The organism is Comamonas sp. GB3 AK4-5, from assembly GCF_041320665.1.
In the GTDB taxonomy this organism is placed as follows: domain Bacteria; phylum Pseudomonadota; class Gammaproteobacteria; order Burkholderiales; family Burkholderiaceae_C; genus Comamonas.
Genome location: NZ_CP166730.1, coordinates 5,003,639 through 5,020,387 on the forward strand (window position 1 = coordinate 5,003,639; position 16,749 = coordinate 5,020,387).

The 16,749-nt window shown below is 63.4% G+C and carries 13 protein-coding genes; 11 read left to right on the top strand and 2 right to left on the bottom strand.

Annotated features, from left to right (window positions below; translation table 11 throughout):
• Positions 1-64: 64 nt before the first annotated feature.
• The 3 genes from ACA027_RS22110 (at position 65) to ACA027_RS22120 (ending at position 3,827) form a co-directional block, all read left to right on the top strand.
• Positions 65-700, top strand: a complete 636-nt coding sequence (locus ACA027_RS22110) for a LysE family translocator (protein WP_370680322.1) — start codon at positions 65-67, stop codon at positions 698-700.
• Between the two features lie 115 nt (positions 701-815).
• Complete coding sequence (locus tag ACA027_RS22115) at positions 816-2,174, top strand: aspartate aminotransferase family protein (RefSeq protein ID WP_370680323.1); 1,359 nt, start codon at positions 816-818, stop codon at positions 2,172-2,174.
• Between the two features lie 135 nt (positions 2,175-2,309).
• Positions 2,310-3,827 carry a CoA-acylating methylmalonate-semialdehyde dehydrogenase gene (locus ACA027_RS22120; RefSeq protein ID WP_370680325.1) on the top strand — a complete coding sequence of 506 codons (1,518 nt, stop codon included), beginning with the start codon at positions 2,310-2,312 and terminating at the stop codon, positions 3,825-3,827.
• A gap of 219 nt (positions 3,828-4,046) precedes the next feature.
• Here the strand turns inward: ACA027_RS22120 and ACA027_RS22125 are convergent, their stop codons facing one another.
• Positions 4,047-5,012, bottom strand: a complete 966-nt coding sequence (locus ACA027_RS22125) for an FCD domain-containing protein (protein WP_370680326.1) — start codon at positions 5,010-5,012, stop codon at positions 4,047-4,049.
• Between the two features lie 230 nt (positions 5,013-5,242).
• On the opposite strand from ACA027_RS22125, the gene ACA027_RS22130 reads away from it, so the two are divergent.
• The 7 genes from ACA027_RS22130 (at position 5,243) to ACA027_RS22160 (ending at position 12,705) form a co-directional block, all read left to right on the top strand.
• Complete coding sequence (locus ACA027_RS22130; protein WP_370680327.1) at positions 5,243-6,442, top strand: ABC transporter substrate-binding protein; 1,200 nt, start codon at positions 5,243-5,245, stop codon at positions 6,440-6,442.
• Positions 6,443-6,606: 164 nt separating this feature from the next.
• On the top strand, positions 6,607-7,467 hold the full coding sequence (locus ACA027_RS22135; protein ID WP_370680328.1) for a branched-chain amino acid ABC transporter permease: 861 nt from the start codon (positions 6,607-6,609) through the stop codon (positions 7,465-7,467).
• Positions 7,468-7,472: 5 nt separating this feature from the next.
• Positions 7,473-8,453: a branched-chain amino acid ABC transporter permease gene (locus ACA027_RS22140; protein ID WP_370680329.1), complete on the top strand. Its 981-nt coding sequence runs from the start codon at positions 7,473-7,475 to the stop codon at positions 8,451-8,453.
• On the top strand, positions 8,453-9,235 hold the full coding sequence (locus ACA027_RS22145; RefSeq protein ID WP_370680330.1) for an ABC transporter ATP-binding protein: 783 nt from the start codon (positions 8,453-8,455) through the stop codon (positions 9,233-9,235). Before ACA027_RS22140 ends, ACA027_RS22145 begins: the two co-directional genes overlap by 1 nt.
• Entirely contained in the window at positions 9,232-9,939 is a 708-nt protein-coding gene (locus ACA027_RS22150; protein ID WP_370680331.1) for an ABC transporter ATP-binding protein, read from the top strand. Before ACA027_RS22145 ends, ACA027_RS22150 begins: the two co-directional genes overlap by 4 nt.
• 37 nt (positions 9,940-9,976) lie before the next feature.
• Positions 9,977-11,236: a Zn-dependent hydrolase gene (locus ACA027_RS22155; RefSeq protein WP_370682660.1), complete on the top strand. Its 1,260-nt coding sequence runs from the start codon at positions 9,977-9,979 to the stop codon at positions 11,234-11,236.
• A complete protein-coding gene (locus tag ACA027_RS22160; RefSeq protein WP_370680332.1) occupies positions 11,233-12,705 on the top strand; it encodes a M81 family metallopeptidase in 1,473 nt (490 codons plus the stop codon). Before ACA027_RS22155 ends, ACA027_RS22160 begins: the two co-directional genes overlap by 4 nt.
• A 340-nt stretch (positions 12,706-13,045) precedes the next feature.
• Here ACA027_RS22160 and ACA027_RS22165 read toward each other — a convergent pair whose 3' ends face one another.
• Entirely contained in the window at positions 13,046-14,047 is a 1,002-nt protein-coding gene (locus tag ACA027_RS22165; protein WP_370680333.1) for a Bug family tripartite tricarboxylate transporter substrate binding protein, read from the bottom strand.
• Between the two features lie 290 nt (positions 14,048-14,337).
• Between ACA027_RS22165 and ACA027_RS22170 the strand changes: the two genes are divergently transcribed.
• Positions 14,338-16,647, top strand: coding sequence for an NADP-dependent malic enzyme (locus ACA027_RS22170; RefSeq protein ID WP_370680334.1), 2,310 nt, complete (start codon positions 14,338-14,340; stop codon positions 16,645-16,647).
• Positions 16,648-16,749: the final 102 nt, after the last annotated feature.

Sequence of the window (16,749 nt, forward strand, 5' to 3'; positions counted from 1 at the left end):
ACCATCGGGCCCAACGCTGGTGTAATGGTGACCGCGCACTTTGTCGCTCTCTTTTGGATCGCCCATGATTCCCACCCACGATCTGCTGGTGTTTGCCGGTGCCTCCCTGCTGCTGGTGCTCACGCCCGGCCCCAATATGCTGTATTTGATCTCGCGCTCCATCTGCCAGGGGCGCGGCGCGGGCGTGGTCTCGCTGGCGGGCGTGGTGCTGGGCTTTTTTGTGCACATGCTGGCCGCCAGCCTGGGGCTGACCGCCTTGTTCATGGCCGTGCCCCTGGCCTTTGAGCTGCTGAAATGGGCCGGCGCCGCCTACCTGCTGTGGATGGCTTGGCAGGCGCTGCGCCCCGGCGGCGCCTCGCCTTTTGCACAGACCGTGGAGCTGCCGCCCGAGTCGCCGCGCAAGCTGTTTGCCATGGGCTTGTTCACCAGCATCCTCAACCCCAAGGTGGCGATTTTTTACCTCTCCATCTTTCCGCAGTTCGTCAGCACCGAACATGGCTCGGTGTTCTGGCAAAGCGTGACGCTGGGCCTGGTGCAGATCAGCACCAGCTTCAGCGTCAACCTGCTGATCACGCTGTTTGCCGCGCGCATTGCGCTGTGGTTCAAGGACAACCCGCACTGGCTGCGGGCACAGAAATGGGTCATGGGCGCCGTGCTGGGCGGGCTGGCCGTGCGCCTGGCCATGGAGCAGCGCCGCTGATGGCGGTGATACTTGCGCAAAAACGCAAGTAAACATGGGTTTACGGCTATTCAAGAAAACGTAGCCCCCTCCAACAATGGCCCTCACCCGCTTTTCCCCCTGTGAGGAGTTCACCATGGACTTTGCCGACATCACCCAACCCGCCGCCACCGCATCCCGCATGGACGCGGCCTGGCTGGACGCCCACTGGATGCCCTTTACCGGCAACCGCAACTTCAAGGCCAAGCCCCGCATGATCGTGGGCGCCCAGGGCGCCTATCTGCAGGACAGCGCCGGGCGCAAGATTTTTGACGGCCTCTCCGGCCTGTGGTGCTCGGGCCTGGGCCATGGCCGCAAGGAAATCGCCGAGGCCGTGGGCAAGGCCGCGCTGAACCTGGACTACGCCCCCGCCTTCCAGTTCGGCCACCCGGCCGCATTTGCGCTGGCCAACCAGATCAAGGAGCTGACCCCCGCCGGCCTGGACTATGTGTTCTTCACCGGCTCGGGCTCGGAAGCGGCCGACACCTCGCTCAAAATGGCCCGCGCCTACTGGCGCGCCAAGGGCCAGGCCGGCAAAACGCGGCTGATTGGCCGCGAAAAAGGCTACCACGGCGTGAACTACGGCGGCATCTCGGTCGGTGGCATGGTGGGCAACCGCAAGCTGTTTGGCCAGGGCATTGAGGCCGACCACCTGCCCCACACCCAGCCCGCGTTTGGCGGCTTTCACAAGGGCATGCCCGATATCGACGGCCGCGCCCTGGCCGACCGCCTGCTGGACGTGATTGCCCTGCATGACGCCAGCAATATCGCCGCCGTCATCGTCGAGCCCTTCTCCGGCTCGGCCGGCGTGGTGATTCCGCCCGCAGGCTATCTGCAGCGCCTGCGCGAGATCTGCACGCAAAACAACATCCTGCTGATCTTTGACGAAGTCATCACCGGCTTTGGCCGCTGCGGCGGCTGGACCGGCTCCGAGGTGTTTGGCGTCACCCCCGACATCCTGAACTTTGCCAAGCAGGTCACCAATGGCGCCCAGCCCCTGGGCGGCTGCGTGGCCAGCAAAGAGATTTACGACACCTTTATGGCGGCGGGCGGCCCCGAGTACATGCTGGAATTTGCCCACGGCTACACCTACTCGGCCCACCCCGTGGCCTGCGCTGCCGGCCTGGCTTCGCTAGACCTGCTGCAAAAAGAAGATGCCCCCGGCCGCGTCAAGGCACTGGCGCCGTATTTTGAGAAAGCCGTGCACGGCCTCAAGGGCGCCAAGCATGTGCTGGACATCCGCAACTTTGGCCTGGCCGCCGGCTTCAGCATTGACCCGCTGCCAGGCGAGCCCGCCAAGCGCCCCTATGAGGTGGCGATGAAGCTGTGGGAGCAAGGCTTTTACGTGCGCTACGGCGGCGACACCATCCAACTGGCCCCGCCCTTTATCAGTACCGAGACCGAGATTGACCGCCTGGTCAGCGCCCTGGGCGATGCACTGAACGCCACCGCCTAAAGCACTCCTTGCCAGCGCCTGTCTCCCAGGCGCTGGTCTCTTGTTTCGCAGCTGCGGATACTGCCGCACTCTCCTGAAACCATAGCTGCCCAAGCGCTACACGTATGCGCCGCAGCCCATTCGAGCCCCAAAGCCATGCACAAGGATTCCGCCATCACCGCCACCGTGGGCCATTTGATTGATGGCCAGATCGTGGCCGACAACGCCCGCACCCAGCCGGTGTTCAACCCCGCCACCGGCCAGAGCCAGCTGAACGTGGCCCTGGCCTCCAAGGCCACCGTGGAGGCGGCGATTGCCTCCGCTGAAAAAGCCTTTCCCGCCTGGCGCAATACCCCGCCGCTCAAGCGCGCCCGGGTGATGAGCAAGCTGAAAGTGCTGCTGGAAGAAAACGCCGACAAGATTGCCGCCCTCATCACCGCCGAGCACGGCAAGGTGCTGGCCGACGCCCATGGCGAGCTGCAGCGCGGCATAGAGAACGTGGAATACGCCAGCTACGCGCCCGAGCTGCTCAAGGGCGAGCACAGCCGCAACGTGGGCCCGGGCATTGATTCCTGGAGCGAGTTCCAGGCGCTGGGCGTCACCGCCGGCATCACGCCGTTCAACTTCCCCGCCATGGTGCCGCTGTGGATGTGGCCCATGGCCGTGGCCTGCGGCAACACCTTTGTGCTCAAACCTTCGGAGCGCGACCCCAGCAGCACGCTGTTCATTGCCCAGCTGGCGCTGGAAGCCGGCCTGCCCCCGGGCGTGCTGAACGTGGTCAACGGCGACAAGACCGCTGTGGACACGCTGCTGCAAGACCCGCGCGTCAAGGCCGTGAGCTTTGTGGGCTCCACCCCGATTGCCGAATACATCTACGCCGAAGGCTGCAAACACGGCAAGCGCGTGCAGGCCCTCGGCGGCGCCAAAAACCACGCCATCTTGATGCCCGACGCCGATGTGCCCAACGCCGTGAACGCCTTGATGGGTGCGGCCTACGGCAGCTGCGGCGAGCGCTGCATGGCCATCCCGCTGCTGGTGGCCGTGGGTGATGAAGTGGGCGATGCCGTGGTGGCCGGCCTGAAGGCCGAAATCGCCAAGATGAAGGTCGGCCCCGGCACCGACAACAGCAACGACATGGGCCCCCTGGTCACCAAACCCCACTTCGACAAGGTCAAGGCCTATGTAGACAGCGGCGTGGCCGAAGGTGCCACGCTGGTGGTCGACGGCCGCGGCGTGAAGGTGGCCGGCCACGAGCAAGGCTATTTCCTCGGCGCCTGCCTGTTTGACCATGTCAAACCCGGCATGAAGATTTACCAGGAAGAAATCTTCGGCCCGGTGCTGGGCGTGGTGCGCGTCAAAACGCTGCAAGAAGCCATGGACCTGATCGACGCCCATGAATACGGCAACGGCACCTGCATCTTCACCCGCGACGGCGAGGCCGCGCGCTACTTCACTGACCACATCCAGGTCGGCATGGTGGGCGTGAACGTGCCCCTTCCCGTGCCCGTGGCCTACCACTCGTTTGGCGGCTGGAAGCGCTCGCTGTTTGGCGACCTGCACGCCTATGGGCCCGACGCCGTGCGCTTTTACACCAAGCGCAAGACCATCACCCAGCGCTGGCCCAGCGCCGGCGTGCGCGAGGGCGCGGTGTTCAGCTTCCCCAGCAGCCGCTGAAAACGGTTTTTCACCTGCATGAGACAGCCCCGCTTTGGCGGGGCTTTTTCTTGAACCATCCTGGGCGCGTTGTTTGCCATGCTGCAAAGAATTTTTCAGCTGCGTGCAGACATGGGCGGCCTGGCTGCCGCCTTCAAAAACATGAGCGCCTTGTGCAGGCTATCCACCAGGCTTGGCGTTCTTTGTCATTAAGGCCTGCCCTAGCAAAGCATTGGCAGCTCACTTTTTTGCAGTGCTGCGCCGGGGTTTGGCCGGAGTTTCTGCCGGTTCTACAGCGGGTGCGGCCACTGTTTCCGCCGTCTTGGGCGCACGCTTTGTCGCCGGTTTTTTCACGGATTTAGCAGCGGCTTTCACCGGCTTGCCAGCGGCCGGGGCCAGCGCTGCAGAGCGCGGCTTGGGGTCCGTCTCCACGCGAAAGCGCCGCAAGGAATCCGCATCCAGAATCAGCCGCCCCTGCAGCCGCCCCTTCATGCGCTGCACGCTGCGGGCTGCTGATGCCATGTGCTCCTGCATCAGCGCTCTCACCTGCTCCACATCACGGGCCCGCGCCGCCTGCACGATGCGGCCGTGAAACTCCACGTTCTCGGCCCCAAAACGCCGGTGCTCTGCCTGCGCCGTGCGGTTGCCGAACACGATCAGCTGGCGAATCATTTCGTTGATCAGCTCGCAGGTGAAACGCAAAAAAGGATTGGGGTTGGCCGCCGCCAGAATGTCGTGAAAGTTCACGTCTTCGCGGCGCTGCTCCAGCAGATCGCTGTGGCTGTGCGAAGGATCGCAGCAGCTGATGCTGTGCTCCAGCGCATGGAAGTCGGCTTCGGTGAGGTGGGGCACCGCACCTGCGGCCAGCTCGGGCTCCAGCATCAGGCGCACGGCGTAGATGCTGTCTATCGTCACCTCCTGGAAAAAGAGGTAGTTCTGCATGAATTGCAGCGTGCGGTCCAGCGGCACTTTGACGATGGTGCCGCCCCCGGAAGGGCCGGTAGAGATGGACACCAGGCCTTGCACCTCCAGCGACTTGAGCGCCTCGCGGATCGTGCCCTTGCTCACCTGGAACTGCGCCTGCAGCTCGCTCTCACGCGGCAGGCGGTCGCCGGGGCTGAGGTTTTTTTCGGTGATGAGGCGCTTGATTTCCTGGGCCACCAGATCGGGACGTTTGAGCGGTTTGATGGGCTGATGGGACGCCATAAGAAGAGTTCAGTAAAGAAAAGAGTGAGCCGAGAGTGCACCGAGAAGAAGCACGATGCCACATTGCAACGCAGCACCGAATGCAGCGCAACGCTAGGGTTTGCACGCGGCAGATTCTTCCTATTTATCACTATAAATAGAAAACCGACATCTGCACGCCACACCTGATTTCTGGCATGCCACAACGTCTTGTTCTTTTGTGCTCTCCCTTCACCCACAGGAGCTTGTCCATGCAACGTCGCCACTTTCTGCAGCTTTCCGCACTGGGCGCTGTGCCCGCCTCTCTGGGTCTGCTGCCCAGAGCCTGGGCCCAGAACACCATCCAGTTCGGCTGCCCGGTTCCCATGTCCGGCCCTTTTGCAGCCAATGGCAAGTTCGCAGACATCGGCATGAAGCTGGCCATCGAGCAGTACGGCAAGGCCCTGGGCATGCCCCTGGCCTACACCTTGCTGGACACCGAAGGCAAGCCCGCCACGGCCATACGCAAGGTGCAGGAAAGCTCGCAGCAAAAAGGCACACGCTTTTTTGCCGGCGGCATCTTGTCGTCCGAGTCCCTGGCCATGGGCAAGGAGGCAGAAAAAACAGGCGGTGTCTTCATCACCACGGCGGGGGCAGACGAGTTGACGGGCAAGGACTGCAACAGCGCCACATTCCGCTGGTCGGTCCCCACTTTTGGCGCCATTGAGCAAACCGTGCGGCCCTTGCTGGAGGCCTTGCCCAAGGCCAAGCGCGTCTACACCATCACGCCGCAATATGTGTTTGGCGACGGCCTGCTGACGGCCGCCAAAAACATCTTCAAGGAAAAAGGCATAGAGCATGTGGGCAACAGCTACCACTCGCTGACCGAGAAGGAATTCAGCGGCTACCTGACGAATGCCGCAGCGGCCAAGCCCGATGTACTGCTGATCCTGAACTTCGGTGCCCAGTCTTCCGACACGCTGCGCCAGGCCGTCAGCTTTGGCATGAACAAGAACATGACCATCTTGATTGCCTGGGCCTCGGGCCTGGAGCAATTCGAAGCACTGGGCGCCGACCTGTGCGAAGGCGTGTACTTTGGCGCCCAGTACTGGCACACGGTCAACACGCCGCTGAACAACGAGCTGGTCAAGATGACGCAGGCCAAGCACAAGTACAACCCCAACTACAGCCTGGCGGGCTCCTACATCGGCACCAAGCTGTTGATCGACGCCATCATCAAGGCCGGCAAGACCGATCAAAAAGCCGTGATCGCCGCGCTGGAGGGCATGAAATACCAGGGCCTGACGGGCGAGGAAGAGGTGCGCAAGGCCGACCACCAGGTGCTCAAGGACTACTACCTGCTCAAGGGCAAGCCCAAGTCCAAGATGGCCAACAAGGATGACTATGTGGATGTCATCAGCGCCGGGAAGTCCTTCCTCCCGGTAGACCAGACAGGCTGCAAGCTGGCCTAAAAACATGCACAGCCCAGGGCTCCTCGTCCGGGCTGTGCAGGCCCCATAGCGCGGCGCCTATCGCCTGCTGATCTTCCACACCGCAGCGCACGCCTTCACAACGCCCCACCCTCACGGGGTGCGGGGTGGCTTGCGCCTGCAGTCTTCTTTGTTTCGGACCCTGTATGAGCATCTACCTGCTACAGACCATCAACGGGATAGGCATTGGCATGCTGTATTTCCTGTTGGCCGTGGGCCTGTCGATTGTGTTTGGTCTCTTGCGCTTTGTGAATTTTGCGCATGGAGCCTTCTACCTGCTGGGCGCGTATTTCTGCTTTCAGCTCACCCGCTGGGGCATGAGTTTCTGGCTCACGCTGCTCATCGCGCCGCTGGCCGTGGGCGCTTTGGGCTGGCTGACCGAAAAACTGCTGCTGCGTCATGTGTATGCCAAGCCCCATGAGTTCCACATTCTGATCACCGCAGGCCTGGCCCTGGTGGTGCAGGAGCTGGTCATCATCCAGTGGGGGCCGCTGGGCGACAGCGTGGCGGTGCCGGATCTGCTGCAAGGCGTGGTCATGTGGGGCAGCTTTGTCTATCCCAAATACCGCCTGTTTGTCATCGCCTTCACCGCCGTGCTGGCCGTGCTGCTGTGGTGGGTGCTGGAAGGCACACGCCTGGGCAGTGCCGTGCGTGCCGGCAGCGAATCCACGGAGATGGTGTCCCTGCTGGGCTACAACGTGTTCGGCATTTTCAGCCTGGTGTTTGCGCTGGGCGCGGCAACGGCCGCACTGGCCGGTGTGCTGGCCGCCCCCATACGCGGGGCCGAACCCTTTATGGGCATCGAGGCCCTGGGCATTGCCTTTGTGATTGTGGTGGTGGGAGGCCTGGGCAGCTTTGGCGGCGCCCTGGTGGGGGGGCTTTTGATCGGCATTGTGCAAAGCGTGATGAGCACGCTGTGGCCGGAAGGTGCCCGCCTGATGATTTATGTCGCCATGGCCGCCGTGCTGCTGCTGCGCCCCCATGGTCTGCTGGGACGGAAAGGCTGAACACCATGTCCAAACACATACAAATGATTCTGGCGCTGGCCATTGTGCTGGCGATGCCACTGTGCATGCAGTCGGGCTCACTGGCCACCGAGGTGCTGATCTATTCGCTGGCCGCCATGGCCTGCAATCTGCTGCTGGGCTACACCGGGCTGCTGTCATTCGGCCAGGGCGTGTTCTTTGGCCTGGGCAGCTACACCATCGCCCTGTTTCTGACGCGCTGGCAGCTGCCCATGCCCATCGCGCTGCTCACGGCCGTGCTGATGGGGGCGGTGGGCGCTGCCGTGGTGGGCTGGGTCGCCATACGCCAGAAAGGCACTTACTTTGTGATGCTGACCCTGGCGTTCTCGCAGATGTTTTATTTTCTGGCCTACACGGCCACCGGCCTCACGGGCGGTGACAACGGCTTGATGGACATACCGCGCCCATCGCTGCAGATTGCCGGCTACACCCTGTGGTCGCTGCAAACACCCTGGCAGTTCTACACCCTGGTGGCCACGCTGTTCATCCTGGTGTTCTGGCTGCTGCGCCGCGTGTGCAACTCCATGTTCGGCCGCACCCTGCTGGCCGTGCGCGACAACGAAGAGCGCGCTGCCGCCGTGGGCTACAACCTGCGGCTGCTCAAGCTCCAGGCCTTTGTCATCTCCGGTGCCGTCACCGGCCTGGCCGGGGGGCTGCACGCCATGATGTCCGGGATTGCCCCGCTGTCCAGCGCGGAGTTCCACACCAGCGAAATGATTCTGGTGATGACGGTGATTGGTGGCACCGGCAACCTGCTGGCCTCCGTGCTGGGCGCAGCCTTTTATGTGCTGCTGGGCGACTGGCTGTCCACACTGTGGCCGCGCTGGCTGCTGCTGCTGGGGGTGGTGCTGATGGTGGTGAGCCTGGGCATGCAACGTGGCCTGTGGGGCCTGCTGGAGGACATCTGGCAGTTGATTCGCCGCGACAAAAAAGCCGCGGACAACGCCAAGCGAGGGGAGCACGCCTGATGAACAACACCGCATCCCATCCCATCTTGCTGCAGGCCTTTGGCGTAGAAAAACGCTATGACAAATTCATAGCCCTGGGTGGCGTGGACCTGCAGGTACGCGCCAACACCGTGCACTCGGTGATTGGCCCCAATGGCGCTGGCAAGACCACGCTGTTTCACATGCTGACCGGCACCAAATCGGTCAGCGCCGGGCGCATCGAGTTCGATGGCCATGATGTGACCCAGGAACCCGATCACCGCCGCGTGCAGCGCGGCATGGCCCGCTCCTTTCAGGTGACCAGCCTGTTCCTCACCTTGTCGGTGCAGGAAAACCTGCGTCTGGCCGCACAAGGCGTGGCACCGCTGCATGCGCTGAACTGCTGGAGCCCGCCCACGGGAGCCCGCGCCCAGCAGCAGACGGTGGAGCATGTGCTGGACCGCCTGGGTCTGGAGCGCTTTGCCCACACGCCTGCCGGCAGCCTGTCCCATGGCCAGCAGCGCCGCCTGGAAGTCGGCATGGCCCTCGCGGCCAGGCCCAAGGCCATTTTTCTGGACGAGCCCACCTCGGGCATGGGCATAGACGATCTGGAAGACATGAAGCAGCTCATCCAGGGGCTCAAGCAGGAGCACACCGTGGTGCTGATCGAGCACAACATGAACATCGTGATGGACATCTCGGACACCATCACCGTCATGCAGCAAGGCCGTGTGCTGGCGGAAGGCGTGCCCAACGACATCCGCAGCGATGCGCGTGTGCGCACAGCCTACCTGGGCAATATGATCACCGGAGGCAAGGCATGAGCACCATCCTCAACGTGGACCATATCCACGGCTATTACGGCAAAAGCCATGTGCTGCAGGGCGTGAGCCTGCAGGTGCGCGATGGAGAGCTGGTCACCCTGCTGGGCCGCAACGGTGCTGGCAAGACCACCACCCTCAAATCGATTGCAGGGGTGATGCGCCCACCACAGGGCCGCATTGAATTCGCCGGCCAAGCCGTGCACCAGCTGGCCACCCACCAGGTGGCGCAACGCGGCATCTGTCTGGTGCCCGAGCACCGCGGCATCTTCAAGCTGCTGACGGTGGAAGAAAACCTGCTGCTGGCCCAGCGCAAGCAATCGCCTTGGCAACTGGCCGACATCTACCGCATCTTCCCGCGCCTGAAAGAGCGCCGCAGCAACGGCGGCGGCCAGCTCTCGGGCGGCGAGCAGCAGATGCTGGCCATTGGCCGCGCCCTGATGAATGCGCCGCGCCTGCTGATGCTGGACGAGCCGGTGGAAGGCCTGGCCCCTGTCATCGTCGAAGAGATCGTGGCCCAACTCAAGGTCATCAAGGCCGCCGGTGTCTCCATCTTGCTGGTGGAACAGAACCTGGAGGTCTGTACCCAGCTGGCCGACCGCCACTACATCATCGAGCAGGGCGCCATCGTGCATGAAGCCAGCAACGCCGACTTTGTGGCGGACGAGGTCGTCAAGGACCGCTATCTGGGCGTTGGCATCGCCTGAAACCGCTATTTCAGCCATCCGGAGCATGAACATGAATATGACGGCAGCACACGCAAGCGCAGCCACGGTGCGCAGCAATGGCGAACGCCTGTGGCAATCACTGATGGACCTGGCGCGCATAGGCGCTACACCCAAGGGCGGCGTATGCCGCCTGGCCTTGACCGAGCTGGACCGCCAGGCACGCGACCAGTTCGTGCGCTGGGCCGAGGAAGCGGGCTGCAGCGTGCGGGTGGATGCCATAGGCAATATCTTTGCGCGCCGTGCAGGCAGCGACGACAGCCTGCCTCCGGTGATGACGGGCAGCCACATCGACACCCAGCCCACGGGTGGGAAATTTGACGGCAACTACGGCGTGATGGCCGGCCTGGAAGTGGTGCGCACCCTGAATGCCCATGGCATACAGACCCGGGCGCCCATCGAAGTCGCGGTCTGGACCAATGAAGAGGGCTCGCGCTTTGTGCCGGTCATGATGGGCTCCGGGGTGTTTGCCAGCGCCTTCACGCTGGAGCATGCGCTGCAGCAGCGCGACGCCCAAGGGGTGAGCGTGGGCGAGGCGCTACAAGCCATAGGCTATGCCGGGCCTGCAGGGCCCGCAGCCCACCCGGTAGGCGCCTATTTCGAGGCCCATATCGAACAAGGCCCGGTGCTGGAGACGCATGACAAGGTGATTGGCGTGGTGCAGGCCGCCCTGGGCCAGCGCTGGTATGACGTGACCCTGACCGGCATGGAGGCCCATGCCGGCCCCACGCCCATGGAGATGCGCAAGGACGCCTTGCTGGCCGCCAGTGATTTGATTGCCGCCGTGAACCGCATTGCCACCGACCGCAAACCGCATGGCCGCGGTACGGTGGGCCAGCTGGGGGTGTATCCCAATTCGCGCAATGTGATTCCGGGCGGCGTGACCATGACGGTGGACCTGCGCGCGCCCGATGACGCCATGCTCACCAGCATGGACGCGGCACTGAAGGCGGTCTGTGCGGACATCCGCGCCACCCGCAATGTCGGCATTCAGCTGCAGCAGGTGGTGTACTTCCCGCCCCAACCTTTCACCCCGCAGCTGGTGGAGGCCGTGCGCCGCAATGCCACGGCCCTGGGCTATAGCGCCATGGATGTGGTCAGCGGCGCCGGCCACGATGCGGTGTATGTGGCGCGCCTGGCGCCCACGGCCATGATTTTTGTGCCTTGCGCCGACGGCATCAGCCACAACGAGATTGAAGATGCCGAGCCCGCCCACCTGGAGGCCGGCTGCAATGTGCTGCTGCGAGCCATGCTGGACACGGCCGGGGTGGTGGCATGAAGCTCTTGATTGCCCGCCTCAACCACGAGACCAATACCTTCTCGCCCGTCCCCACGCCGCTACAGGCCTTCAATCCCAGCTACGGCCACGATGCTTATCTGGCCAACAAGGGCATGCGCACGCCCATGGCGGCCTTTATCGACGCGGCCGAGGCATTGAACGCCACCCTGGTCACGCCGGTCTCCGCCATGGCCAACCCCAGCGGGCCGGTGCATGCCGCAGCCTACGACGCGCTGACCCAGCGCATCATCGATGCCCTGCCCGGCTGCGATGCCATCTTGCTGGACCTGCATGGCGCCATGGTGGCCGAACACATGGCCGATGGTGAAGGCAGTTTGCTGGCGCGCGTGCGCGCCGCAGCACCAGGCATCCCGATTGGCGTGGCCTTGGACCTGCATGGCAATCTGACCGAGCAAATGGTGGCCAATGCGGACGTGATGGTGGGCTTCAAGACCTACCCCCATATCGATATGTACGAAACCGGCGCCCATGCCGCGCGCCTGCTGCTGGCCATGGCCACGGGTGGGCCGCGCTACCGGGTGATCTGGCGGCAACTGCCCTTGATGAGCCACACGCTGCGCAGCACCACGCTGAGCGGCGCCATGGTGAAGGCCGTGAACCAGGCCAGGGCTGCCGAGGACCAAGGCGTGGCGGCAGTGACGGTGTTTGGTGGTTTCTCGCTGTCCGATATTCCCCAGCCCTTTGTCAGCGTGGTGGCCACGGTGCAGGACAGCGGCGCTGCCCATGCCCGCGCCAAGGACCAGGTCGACCAGATCGCCAGCTGGATCTGGAACCACCGCCGCGACTTCTTCTACCAAAGCGCGGCGCTGGAGGCATCGCTGCAGCAGGCACAGCTGCTGGCAAGCACTGCCACACGCCCCATCTTGCTGCTGGACCATGGCGACAACTGCATGTCCGGCGGCACCTGCGACACCATGGATGTGCTGCAGACCGCACTGAAACAGGGCTTGACGGGCATGGCCATGGGCCCGCTGTGCGACCCCGAGGCCGTGGCCCAGCTGATTGCTGCCGGCGAAGGCGCCAGCGTGGAGCTGGGCGTGGGCAACAAGGTGGCCATGCCACAGATAGGCCGCCCTGCCGCCCCCTTGCGGCTGACCGGCCAGGTGCGCGCCATCAGCGATGGCAGCTACACGGTGACTGGCCCCATCTACACCGGCCAAACCTTCGGCATGGGCCGCACGGTGCTGCTGGATGCGGGCGCGGTGCAAATCGTCATCACCGAGCAGACCCACGAGCCCTGGGACCTGGGCGTGTTCCATTGCGTGGGGCTGGACCCGACGCAATTTCGCTATCTGCTGCTGAAATCGCGCATGTACTGTCGCCCGGTTTTTGTGCCCTTGTCGGATGGGCTGGTGGAATGCGACAGCCCGGGCGTCACCACCTCGGACTACAGCCGCTTTGCCTTCCACCATGTGCAGCGCCCGGCGTTTCCGCTGGATGCCATCTGAGCTGGTGGCGCCAAGCCTTCCCGCAGCGCAGCTGCGGCCCTTCGGGGTGAAAGCGTTTTTTCAATACCGCTGCATGGACCTGCTTCGCCAGCCCCATACCTGGGAGCCGGCATTCCGCAGATTGAAAAGTATTTTTCAAACGCTCTGAAAAAATGAGCTGTTGCTGCCTATGCAGCCCCGAACTCCGAATGCAATCACATGGAAACAATGGATGCATGCGCGCATGGCGCTCATTTTTTCACAGACCTCGAAAACACAGGCCTTGAGGGCAGACCCACCCGGGCCACCGGACATGGCAAAGGCCAGGGTGAGCCGGGCCGCCCAGGGCGGCCCTTTCGCATCAGTCCAGCGTGATCTTGGCGGTCTTGATCACTTCACGCCATTTGGCGACTTCGCTGTGCAGGAAAGCGGCGGATGCCTTGGGATCCATGCCGGTGGGCAGCACGCCCACGGCGTCGAGCTTGGTCTTCATCTCGGGGTCGGGCAAGGCCTTGGCGATTTCCGCGTACAGCTTGTCCACAATCGGCTTGGGCGTGCCGGCAGGCACGGCGGCCATGAACCAGGCGTCGGCCGTGAAGCCCTTCAGGCCGGCTTCGCTCATGGTGGGCACATCGGGCATGGAGGGCAGGCGCTCGTTGTGGGCCACGGCCAGGGCGCGCACATTGCCGGCCTTGAGCTGGGAGTTGATGGTGACGGCGGTCAGAAAGCCGAAATCCGTCTCACCCGCCACCAGGGACACCACCGAAGGCGCGCTGCCCTTGTAGGGCACATGCGTGACCTTGACCTTGGACTGGATGGCATACAGCTCGCCACCCATGTGGTTGGGGCCACCCGTGCCGGAAGACGGGTAGTTCAGCTTGCCTGGCTGGGCCTTGGCAGCGGCCGTCAGCTCGGCCAGCGATTTGAACGGGCTGTTGACGCCCACCGTCAGCACCAGCGGGCTGCGGCCCACCAGGCTCACGGGGATCAGGTCCTTGAGCGGGTTGTAGGGCAGCTTGGGGTACAGGCCCGGTGCCATGGACATGCCACCCACATCACCCAGCACCACGGTGTAGCCGTCGGCAGGCGCCTTGGCCACACGGTCCACGCCAATGGTGCCGTTGGCGCCGGGCTTGTTCTCCACCACCACCGAAACATGCATGTTCTCGCTCATCTTCTGCGCCAGCAGACGGCCCAGGATGTCGGTAGAGCCCCCGGCCGAAAACGGAATCACCAGGGTGATGGGCTTGCTAGGGTAGTCAGCGGCCTGGACCGAGGGGGCCACCAAAGTGGCCACGGCAGCCACCAGACCACACAGCATGGTCAGCGGGCGAAATGGGGAAACAGCGGCGGGGCGTGTCATGAAGAACCTCTAATGCATGTTTAGCAAAATTGAAGACGCGCAGCTTAGCGGCAAAAACCACTGCTGGCAGCAAGCGGAATGCAGGATATGCATCTTCGACATAAAGACAGAATGTTTTTTGCATGCATTTACAGCATGCAGGGTGAAGTTGTTTGACCTCACAGAGGGAGAAGACCCCGATTTTTTGTGAAGCACGCGGCCTACAATGCTTGTCCTATTTCGAGAAATGCATGTGCTGCATCCTGCAGCTCCCGCCGAAAAGCCCCTCTGCAAGAGTCTGGAGACGTCCGATGTCCAACCCCACCACGACCGACAAGCGCGCCCTGCTGCGCCAGGCCGCCCTTGAATACCACGAGTTTCCCAAGCCAGGCAAGCTGGCCATCACGGCCACCAAGCCCATGGCCAACCAGCGCGATCTGGCACTGGCTTACTCGCCCGGCGTGGCCGCTCCTTGCGAAGAAATCGTCAAAGACCCCTCTACGGCCTTCAAATACACCGGCCGTGGCAACCTGGTGGGTGTGATCTCCAACGGCACGGCCGTGCTGGGTCTGGGTGACATCGGCGCCCTGGCCTCCAAGCCGGTGATGGAGGGCAAGGCCGTCCTGTTCAAGAAATTCGCCGGCGTCGACGTGTTCGACATCGAAATCGACGAAAAAGACCCGCAAAAACTGGTCGAAGTGATTGCCGCGCTGGAGCCCACCTTCGGCGCACTGAATCTGGAAGACATCAAGGCGCCCGAGTGCTTTTATGTGGAGCGTGAGCTGCGCAAGCGCATGAACATTCCCGTCTTCCACGACGACCAGCATGGCACGGCCATCACCGTGGCGGCCGCCATGGTCAATGCGCTGAAGGTGGCAGGCAAAAAGATCGAAGAGATCAAGCTGGTGACCTCGGGCGCCGGCGCCGCCGCCCTGGCCTGCCTGAACCTGCTGCTGAAAGTGGGCCTGAAGCGCGAGAACGTGTTTGTCACCGACATTGCCGGTCTGGTCTACGAAGGCCGCACCGAGCTGATGGACGAGGACAAGGCGCAGTTCGCCCAGAAGACCGATCTGCGCTCGCTGGGCCAGGTGATCGAGGGTGCCGACGCCTTCCTGGGCCTGTCCGCTGGCGGCGTGCTCAAGCAGGACATGGTCAAGAAGATGGCGGCCAAGCCCGTCATCTTCGCCCTGGCCAATCCCAACCCCGAAATCATTCCCGAAGATGTGAAGGAAGTGCGCGATGACGCCATCATCGCCACCGGACGCACGGACTACCCCAACCAGGTGAACAACGTCCTGTGCTTCCCCTACATCTTCCGTGGTGCGCTGGACTGTGGCGCCACCACCATCACCACCGAGATGGAGATTGCCGCTGTCTACGCCATTGCCGAGCTGGCCGAGGCCGAGCAGTCGGAAGAGGTGGCCGCAGCCTATGTGGGCCATGAGCTGTCCTTCGGCCCCGAATACCTGATCCCCAAGCCCTTTGACCCGCGCCTGATGCTGATCGTGGCACCCGCCGTGGCCAAGGCCGCCGCCGAATGCGGCGTGGCCCAGCGCCCCATTCAGGACATGGACGCCTACCGCGAGCACCTGAAGACCTTTGTCTACGCCTCGGGCACGGTGATGAAGCCCATCTTCATGGTGGCCAAAAAGGCAGCCAAAAAGCGCGTGGCCTATGCCGAAGGTGAGGACGAGCGCATTTTGCGTGCCTGCCAGATCGTGGTGGACGAACGCATCGCCCGCCCCACGCTGATCGGCCGCCCGGCCATCATTGCCCAGCGCGTCGAAAAATTTGGCCTGCGCCTGAAGGAAGGCGTGGACTACGACGTGGTCAACGTGGAGCAGGACGAGCGCTACCGCGACTTCTGGCAAAGCTACCACCGCATGAACGAGCGCAAGGGCGTGACCGAGGCCATTGCCAAGATCGAAATGCGCCGCCGCCTGACGCTGATTGGCTCCATGCTGCTGCACAAGGGCGAGGTCGATGGCCTGATCTGCGGCACCTGGAACACCACCAATCTGCACCTGCACTACATAGACCAGGTGATTGGCAAGCGCGCTGGCGTGGGCACCTATGCCTGCATGAACGGCCTGCTGCTGCCCGACCGCCAGGTGTTCCTGGTCGACACCCATGTCAACTACGACCCCACGGCCGAGCAGTTGACGGAAATCACCATCATGGCGGCCGAGGAGATGAAGCGCTTTGGCATCCACCCCAAGGTGGCCCTGCTCAGCCATTCCAACTTTGGCTCCAGCAACCAGCCCAGCGCGCTGAAAATGCGCCAGACCCTGGAGCTGCTGCGCGTGCAAGCGCCCTGGCTGGAAGTGGATGGCGAAATGCACGGCGATGTCGCCATCGACAGCGAAGCGCGCAAAAAGCTCATGCCCCACAGCACGCTGACGGGCGATGCCAATTTGCTGGTGCTGCCCAATATCGATGCGGCCAACATCTCCTACAACCTGCTCAAGCAGGTGGCAGGCGGCGGCATTGCCATCGGCCCCGTGCTGCTGGGCGCCTCCCAGCCGGTGCATGTGCTCACCCCCAGCACCACCGTGCGCCGCATCGTCAACATGACGGCCTTGACCGTGGCGGAAGCCAACACCGCGCGCGCATCCGCCTAAGCGAGCACAAAAACCAAGGTGCACAAGGCCCCCATGAGGCGGCCTGCGTACACCGCTGCATTTGACACGGCACAAAGCGCTGGCTTCCTGCAAGGGACCAGC

Coding starts and splice junctions, on each gene's coding strand:
- ACA027_RS22160 (WP_370680332.1), top strand. CDS start 11,233: ATGAAGCTCTTGATTGCCCGCCTCAACCACGAGACCAATACCTTCTCG.
- ACA027_RS22120 (WP_370680325.1), top strand. CDS start 2,310: ATGCACAAGGATTCCGCCATCACCGCCACCGTGGGCCATTTGATTGAT.
- ACA027_RS22155 (WP_370682660.1), top strand. CDS start 9,977: ATGACGGCAGCACACGCAAGCGCAGCCACGGTGCGCAGCAATGGCGAA.
- ACA027_RS22165 (WP_370680333.1), bottom strand. CDS start 14,047: ATGACACGCCCCGCCGCTGTTTCCCCATTTCGCCCGCTGACCATGCTG.
- ACA027_RS22150 (WP_370680331.1), top strand. CDS start 9,232: ATGAGCACCATCCTCAACGTGGACCATATCCACGGCTATTACGGCAAA.
- ACA027_RS22170 (WP_370680334.1), top strand. CDS start 14,338: ATGTCCAACCCCACCACGACCGACAAGCGCGCCCTGCTGCGCCAGGCC.
- ACA027_RS22130 (WP_370680327.1), top strand. CDS start 5,243: ATGCAACGTCGCCACTTTCTGCAGCTTTCCGCACTGGGCGCTGTGCCC.
- ACA027_RS22125 (WP_370680326.1), bottom strand. CDS start 5,012: ATGGCGTCCCATCAGCCCATCAAACCGCTCAAACGTCCCGATCTGGTG.
- ACA027_RS22115 (WP_370680323.1), top strand. CDS start 816: ATGGACTTTGCCGACATCACCCAACCCGCCGCCACCGCATCCCGCATG.
- ACA027_RS22135 (WP_370680328.1), top strand. CDS start 6,607: ATGAGCATCTACCTGCTACAGACCATCAACGGGATAGGCATTGGCATG.
- ACA027_RS22110 (WP_370680322.1), top strand. CDS start 65: ATGATTCCCACCCACGATCTGCTGGTGTTTGCCGGTGCCTCCCTGCTG.
- ACA027_RS22140 (WP_370680329.1), top strand. CDS start 7,473: ATGTCCAAACACATACAAATGATTCTGGCGCTGGCCATTGTGCTGGCG.
- ACA027_RS22145 (WP_370680330.1), top strand. CDS start 8,453: ATGAACAACACCGCATCCCATCCCATCTTGCTGCAGGCCTTTGGCGTA.